This window comes from Hyalangium sp., assembly GCF_035629615.1.
Classification (GTDB): domain Bacteria; phylum Myxococcota; class Myxococcia; order Myxococcales; family Myxococcaceae; genus Hyalangium.
This window is the reverse complement of record NZ_DASPHO010000309.1, coordinates 1-5,678: the sequence shown is the minus strand read 5'-3', so window position 1 is coordinate 5,678 and position 5,678 is coordinate 1. Positions and strand designations below refer to the sequence as shown.

The window sequence follows — 5,678 nt, the reverse complement described above, 5'->3', positions numbered from 1 at the left end:
GCCCTTCACCCGGGACTCCCAGCCGGACGCCCCCGAGGGGTACGGGTACGAGAAGCGCCGAGCCGAGGAGCGGGTCTTCCACCAGAACCCCGAGGCACGGGTGGTGCGGCTGGGCTGGCAGATCGGTGAGGAGCCCAAAGGCAACAACATGCTGGCCTTCCTGGAGGACAGGATGCGCCAAGAGGGGCGAGTGCAGGCGAGCACACGCTGGTACCCGGCCTGCTCCCTTCTGGATGACACGGTGCGAGCCCTGCAGGAGCTCGCGGGGGCCGAGCCAGGGCTCTACATGCTCGACTCGAACGAGCGGTGGACCTTCTACGAGATCGCCCGCGCGCTGAGTGCGCGTCACGGGGACCGCTGGCAGGTGGAGCCCTCGGAGGACTTCGTCTTCGATCAGCGCATGAAGGATGAGCGAATCCGGCTCCCCTCACTCAAGGAGCGCCTGCCCGAGCTGCCCTGAGAGCTGAGCTACCCGTACTTGGACTGCCAGGTGAACACGCCGCCGTCGCGCTCGGCGATGGGCGCCAGGAACTCGCGGTACTGCTCGAAGCGGGGCTCCAGGTGCTCGTCCGCAAAGCGCTCGAGCTGCGCGGCGTTCGGGACGCGGTTCCCCTTGGGGAGCGTGAGGCGCAGGTACGCCCGGAACCGGCGCAGCGCCCAGGAGAAGTCCGGCGGCCGCACGGGCCGCAGCTGGATCCTCTCCAGCAGCACCCGGGCCCGGACGAAGCCGAGCGAGGCGAACGGATCATCCAGGTAGTGGTTGCGCCAGGCGCCATAGAGATGCCCCTCCTGCGGAGAGGAGAAGCCCTGCAGCAGCGAGGTCCCCTGCAGCCAGCCCATGTAAGGCTCCGGGAGCGCGGGGATGCAGAACTGATCCCCACTCTGGGGCGCGGGGGTGCACGCGGCGATGAGCTTCTGCGTCCAGTGCACCGAGGTGGCGCGCCGCTCTGGGCTCGCGAGGGGGGCGTCGATGGGGATGGAGACGACCTCGCCCGTGTACCGCTTCAGGAAGTTCTCGAGCGGGGTGGTGATGCCGTAGGTGCGCGCGGCGGGCAGCAGCCGCAGCAGCTCCTCCACGCGCGCGGGGAGCGCTTCCTCCGCGAAGTACCAGTACTTGGACCAGGCACGTTCAAGGATGTCGCGCTTCGAGGGACTCTTCGAGATGTCCTCGCCCTCGTTGGCCTGTTCGCTCATGTCGAGGATCACCTGGGACCTCGCGAGTCCTCCTCGCGAGCCCACCGGCAGTCTGTCATGGCACGCGGCGAGCGGGAACCAGGATCACTCTTCGGGTGGCGGGGCCACATCGCGATCCAGCTCTTCCAGGGCTACCAGGAGATCAGTCAGCGTCTCAAGGAGCGCGCGCATGCGCGGAGCGCCGATTCGGCGGGACAGCTCGGCTTCAAGCTGCTGCAGGATGCCGAGCCCGTGCGCGATGGCCGCCATGCCCTTGGGCGTGAAGCGGACGCGCCGGGCCCGCTTGTCCTCGGGATCCGGCGCCAGCTCCAGCACCCCCTGCTGGACCAGGTCGTCCACGAGCTGCCCCACGGCCTGCTTGGTGATCCCCAGCCGTCGTGCCAGCTCGGTGATCCGCGTACCCTCTACGTCGATGTGCGGGAGCAATCGCGTGTGGGCCGGACGGAGCCGGGGCTGAGGCCCTCCCTCCCGGTTGACTCGTGCCACCGCGCGCTCGTCGAGCAGCCGCGCGCACTTGAGCAGGACCTGGCCCACATTGGCCCGCTTGGCCTCCTCCAGCTGCTCCCAGCCTTCCTTCGGTTTCCGTCCCACCGGCACCATTCTCCCCGCAGAATTTAGTCAACTCCACTTGACCAATTGGTCAAGGGAGCCTTACTAATATGGCATGAGGGGGTGTTCGTCACCCTTGAGTCGGAGGAGGTACGCCATGGAGACCTTGACGCTCACTGCCCCAGCGGCCAGCGGGACGTCCGCTGCGCTCTCTGCACCCAGCTGGGTGGACACAGAGAGCTACCCGTTTGCCCACCGATCCGTGGAGCTGCCGGACGGCCGGATGCACTACGTGGAAGAGGGGAGGGGCCCGCTCGTGCTGTTCGTCCACGGGACGCCCACCTGGTCCTTCGAGTGGCGGCACCTCATCCGGGGGCTCTCTTCCTCGCATCGGTGCATCGCGCCGGATCTGCTGGGCTTCGGGCTCTCGGAGCGGCCTGAGCGGTTCGAGTACACCCCGGAGGCGCACGCGCGCGCGCTCGCAACCTTCGTGGAGCGGCTGGGGCTGAAGGACTTCACCCTGGTGGTGCACGACTTCGGGGGGCCCATCGGGCTGCCGCTGGCCCTGGAGCAGCCGGAGCGGATCCGCGAGCTGGTGCTCTTCAACACGTGGATGTGGAGCTTCGCGGAGGATCGGGAGATGGTGCAGCGGGGGAAGATCGTCAGCGGTGCGCTGGGCGGCTTCCTGTACCGCCGGCTCAACTTCTCGCTGAGGGTGCTGGCTCCGTCCGCGTATGGCGATCGGCGCAAGCTCACCCGGCGCATCCACCGCCAGTACCTGGCTCCCTTTCCGGATGCGAAGTCTCGAGGGCAGGTGCTCTGGGCGCTGGCGCGCGCCCTCAACGGCTCCAGCGCCTTCTACGCCAGCCAGTGGGAGCGCAGGCAGCGGCTGCAGGGCCGGCCTGCGCTCATTCTCTGGGGCATGAAGGACACGGCTTTCCGGCCCCACATGCTTGGGCGATGGAAGGAGGCCTTGCCGGACGCGAGGGTGGTGGAGCTGGCGGACGCGGGGCACTGGCCGCACGAGGAGTCCCCCGAGGCCGTCCTGCGCGAGCTGCGCGCGTTCCTCTCTTCATAGTGGCGCCCCAGGCGGAGGAGTAGCGCTCTGGGCGACACCTCCCCGTGGGACGAGGAGCCCGTTGGCGGGAAGGCGAGCGCGCGTGGGGAGTGTTCCGCTCCAATCGCCTCGAGAGATCGGCGCCTGACGGGGCCCTCGGGCCGAGGGCTGGGGGGAGACGCGCTTTCCCTGGGAATCCCTAATCTGCAGCTCTTGCCGCAGAGGTTCTGCGCGGGAGGACGCCATGATTCGGGGGGCATCTCGAGCTCGTCGTGACCAGTGTGGCCAGTGGGGGAGGAAGCTCCCGCTGGTGTTGTGGATCAGCAGCCTTGCGGCCTGCGGGCCAATGACGCCTGGAGATGCTTCCGAGGCGGAGGAAGGGCGCGCGGCCCAGGACGGACCTGCCAGGGTGGAGCAGTGGCTCCGAGCCATCAACGGGCTGTCGACCAACGGGCTGTCGACCAACGGGCTGTCGACGAATGGGTTGTCCATCGATGGGCTGTCGTCCCACGGACTGGACTCCCCGGCGTTCAGCAGCTGGTTCAACCAGAGCCCAGCCGTGAGCGAAGCCGTGATGGAGTACGTGGTCCGGTGCGCGGCGCCGAAGAACCGGACGATCACCTACCGCAACCCGCTGACGGCGCGGGTCTACCGGTGGGGAGGGCACCTGGGACTGGCTCGCGACTGGAGCGCGGGGCATCCGGCGACCGAGCGGGAGCAGCAGGTCGTCTCGGCGTGCCTGGCCGCACACGTCAACAAGTTCGGCCTCCACGTCCCCCTCTCCGTGCTGGGAAGGACGGCGAGGGGCAAGCCCTTGCCCTACACGGCCCGGGAGCTGGAGCGATTCTCTATGAGGGAGGCGTGCTTCTTCGGCAACCTCTTCAACGGCACGGGCGTCTCCGCGGCCAATGATCGGCCGCTCCTGGGAGTGACGGAGAGCACCTCCCGGGCGTGCGGGCTTGCCTCGCAGGCGCAGAGCACCGACTGCGCGCCGCTGGCCCACGTCGGGTTCTGCTCGGAGCTCTGCACCCTGGACGCCACGGGGACGTACTACACGCGGTGCACGTACCAGGGCAGCTCCTTCCTCCCCCTGACCACGCGCCTCGAGCCCACGGAGATCTACCGGTGTGGCGATGGCGTGTGCCAGTTCACCGAGCGCTGCGGCACGGGGACGACGCCCCAGAGCTGTGGAGCCGACTGCGGCGCGTGTCCGTGAGCCCGGCTCAGGGCTGGACGGTGAGCTCCACGACTCGAGGGTAGACGAGCAGGGAGTTCGCGGTGCAGGTGGCCACGCCCTCGCAGCGCTCCGCAGGGATGTTCGAGGCTCTGGCCGACACCACCGTAGAGCCCGTGGGGAAGTCCGAGGGGATGGGGAGCGGGATGTCGTTGAGGGTCGCCGTCACGGCCGGGTGGAGCTGGAGGCAGCCGGACTCGGGAGCTCTCCGCACAAGCTCCCCGACAAAGAGGGTGCGCCAGGGGAAACCAGAACGCGCGCTCCTCATTGACAGCATGGCGGGGCCACATTATCCCGCCACGCCATGTCCCATCACACTCGTGTTTCTCTTCGGCTGATGGCGGCGTGCACCGCGCTCGCATTCTCCGCCGGATGCGTCAGCAGCACCGTCATCCGCAGCGAGCCCTCGGGTGCCACCGTCTACATCGACGGCAGCAAGGTCGGGAGGACGCCCTACATCCACTCGGATACGAAGACCGTCAGCTCCACCACGTTCGTGAAGCTCCGGAGGGAGGGGTACGAGGACTTCGAGACCCTCCTCGTGCGCAACGAGGAGTTCCAGCTCGGGCCGTGCATCGGTGGCTTCTTCACGCTCGTGCCGTTCCTGTGGGTGATGGGGTACAAGCCCGAGCGCAACTACGAGCTGACCCCGCTGGCCGGCGGTGCTCCCGCGCAGCAGTCCGACCCGTACATCATGCCGCCTCCGCCGCTCCCGCCGGTTCCTGGCAGCCCGTGAGGTTCGTCAGAAGGCCTGCTTGAGGGCCAGCGTGAAGCCGCGATCGGCCTGCCCCTGGCCAGCGACGCCAATGGCGTAAGAGAGATCGAGCTGGAAGACATCGGCGAAGAGCACGTGGAAGCTCGGTCCGGCGGCGCCGACCACACGCACCCGCTCGGAGCCGTTGGCTCGGTTGAGATCCCCGAACACGGCGATGTCAGCAAAGCCACCGACCTTGTAGATGTCGCGGGTGAGCGAGAAGCGCACCTCGAGCCCTCCGCTCGCGACGTGCTTGGCGTAGAAGCGCTCGTCGAAGACGCCGCGCACGTGCAGGCCGCCCACCGGCTGCTCCTCGATGAAGGGCACCGAACCCCAGAGCCAGGCCCCGCGGCTGGTGAGCCACAAGTCATGCCAGCCGACCTCTGAGACCCGCTGGAACCGGAAGGACGTGAGGCCGTAGCCGCGCCCGGCTTCGCGCGGGTAGTGCCGCCCCGTGAACTCCAGCTCGGTGTGGCGATCTCGGCGGATCTCATCCGCGTCGAAGACGAGCTGCGCCGTGCCGCTCAGGTAGGGCCGAAGAGTCGAGCTCGGGCTCACGCCAGAGGCAGGGCCGCTCCCCTCCACGGGACGCAGGCGGAAGACGTCGAGCTCTTCGGCACCCACTCCAAGCACGATCGCGGCCCCGCGGAAGAGCTCGTAGCTCAGGCCGAGCGTGAGCTGCACCCGGGTGGCGTAGTAGCTCTCCAGCCCGATGTCGGGGCGCTGGCGGCTGATGAGCTCGCCTCGGGCGGCCAGCACGGGCCTCAAGTCAAAGCCCAGGCTGGGCGTGTACCACTGCAGCTCGGCGAGCGCGCGGGTGAGCGCCAGGTAGGCGTGGCCGTCGGAGATGCGCGAGCGGATCTTCGTCCCCAGCTGGGCGCCTGCGCCCC

At 68.7% G+C, this 5,678-nt stretch carries 6 protein-coding genes and 2 pseudogenes; 4 read left to right on the top strand and 4 right to left on the bottom strand.

Going from position 1 to position 5,678, the window contains the following annotated elements:
- Positions 1–460 (top strand): annotated as a pseudogene (locus tag VD972_RS15725) (dTDP-6-deoxy-3,4-keto-hexulose reductase); the annotation flags it as partial.
- An 8-nt stretch (positions 461–468) separates the two neighbouring features.
- On the opposite strand, the gene VD972_RS15720 reads toward VD972_RS15725, so the two are convergent.
- Positions 469–1,194, bottom strand: coding sequence for a hypothetical protein (locus VD972_RS15720; RefSeq protein WP_324987654.1), 726 nt, complete (start codon positions 1,192–1,194; stop codon positions 469–471).
- Positions 1,195–1,278: 84 nt separating this feature from the next.
- On the bottom strand, positions 1,279–1,785 hold the full coding sequence (locus VD972_RS15715) for a MarR family winged helix-turn-helix transcriptional regulator (RefSeq protein WP_324987652.1): 507 nt from the start codon (positions 1,783–1,785) through the stop codon (positions 1,279–1,281).
- A gap of 115 nt (positions 1,786–1,900) precedes the next feature.
- Between VD972_RS15715 and VD972_RS15710 the strand changes: the two genes are divergently transcribed.
- Positions 1,901–2,821 (top strand): alpha/beta fold hydrolase, encoded by a 921-nt coding sequence (locus VD972_RS15710; RefSeq protein ID WP_324987650.1) that lies wholly within the window; start codon positions 1,901–1,903, stop codon positions 2,819–2,821.
- 388 nt (positions 2,822–3,209) lie between these two features.
- Positions 3,210–4,016 carry a hypothetical protein gene (locus VD972_RS15705; RefSeq protein WP_324987648.1) on the top strand — a complete coding sequence of 269 codons (807 nt, stop codon included), beginning with the start codon at positions 3,210–3,212 and terminating at the stop codon, positions 4,014–4,016.
- 7 nt (positions 4,017–4,023) lie between these two features.
- Here the strand turns inward: VD972_RS15705 and VD972_RS15700 are convergent, their stop codons facing one another.
- A complete protein-coding gene (locus VD972_RS15700) occupies positions 4,024–4,248 on the bottom strand; it encodes a hypothetical protein (protein WP_324987645.1) in 225 nt (74 codons plus the stop codon).
- 90 nt (positions 4,249–4,338) lie between these two features.
- Between VD972_RS15700 and VD972_RS15695 the strand changes: the two genes are divergently transcribed.
- Positions 4,339–4,770: a PEGA domain-containing protein gene (locus VD972_RS15695; protein WP_324987642.1), complete on the top strand. Its 432-nt coding sequence runs from the start codon at positions 4,339–4,341 to the stop codon at positions 4,768–4,770.
- 6 nt (positions 4,771–4,776) lie between these two features.
- Here VD972_RS15695 and VD972_RS15690 read toward each other — a convergent pair.
- Positions 4,777–5,678 (bottom strand): annotated as a pseudogene (locus VD972_RS15690) (hypothetical protein); the annotation flags it as partial.